This is a genomic window from Solemya elarraichensis gill symbiont (genome assembly GCF_002021095.1).
Lineage (GTDB): Bacteria > Pseudomonadota > Gammaproteobacteria > Chromatiales > Chromatiaceae.
In genome coordinates, this window is record NZ_MPRK01000365.1 from 1 (window position 1) to 1,148 (window position 1,148).

2 protein-coding genes are annotated in these 1,148 nt (G+C 48.8%); both read right to left on the reverse strand.

All coding sequences use genetic code 11. The features are described from left to right. A partial coding sequence (locus BOW51_RS10970; protein WP_135568296.1) for a LamG-like jellyroll fold domain-containing protein occupies positions 1 to 305 on the reverse strand: 305 nt, incomplete at its 3' end. 146 nt (positions 306 to 451) lie between these two features. Further along, a partial coding sequence (locus BOW51_RS11380) for a hypothetical protein (protein ID WP_167367357.1) occupies positions 452 to 1,148 on the reverse strand: 697 nt, incomplete at its 5' end.

Consider the following 1,148-nt stretch of genomic DNA (forward strand, 5'->3'; position numbering starts at 1 on the left):
AGAAAAAAAGCTGCCTGGTCTGCTGCATCAATATAGAGGCGCAATGTGTCAGTAGTTGCCGAATTTTGAGAGACAACAAGCGTCTGTTCAACACCTGGACGCGGTGTTTTGACCCACACTTCTATGGTGAAATCCGACGCCTGAAAATCGAACACAGAACCTGCCCCACCTGGGATCAGAAGACGATCATCCGTGCCGTCAAAATCGAGCGCATTCGATTGCGATAATGCCATCGAGGGGGAAAGGAGGAGGAGAAACCCAAACGCACAATAACAGAGCAACAGGGTGAATTTCTCTGCCTTCATTTGGTGCGGACTCCCTTACAAGTCTATATGACTGATATTGAAAGGCCGTACTATACTACAAGAATATTAGAAAGTTATACTATTATGTTAAAGAGTCTTGAGTCACTAGAAGCTCGTTCGACCTTCCCCCGCCTCGAAAAGGTGCGTTAGTAGTTTAATTGATAAGGGCCATACTCCCGAGTACTGCCCCACACTTCCTGCTCGGTCAGCTTGTAGAGGTAGTCAACACCCGGCAGGGCGCCGGGGTCTGCGTAAAGGTATTCTCCGCCAAGTGGCGCATCGATCAATCCCGGCAACAGATCATTGTTGACCCGCATCCAGCGACTTCCATCGGCATCTTTTCTGTCGATATAGAAACCGACTGTGCCAAGCTCTTCGAGTGTTGACCACTTGAAGATAGCCACCCTGCCATCTTGGTCCTGGTCCAGAAGCTCTGCGAGCTCGTCAATGCGTTCATCTCTGTCAGAGCTACTTGAATCATCAGCTCTATTTTTACCGTACGAAGACAATAGGACTTCGAGTTCATTATCGTCAAGGGAAGAAAGAAGCTCATCGACAAAAACAGACTCAAGAACAACGTTGGTGATTGATACCGATGTCGGAGAATAGAGCAGATAGCCGCCGGTAACAAAATTGGATATCAGTCCAATGAGGGTAAAGTTGTTCAACGATGCATCCTGGGCGGGTGAGTTGATGGCATCAACGACTGATGAAATCGCCGTGTTATTTCCACCGACGGTGCCCTGATTGAACTTGTAATAGGCCTCCAGGTTTGTCTCGTTGCCGTGCAGCTCCCTGTTCTTGTAGCCCGAAATCTGGCTCTGCGTTCTGGCTTCATGCCAG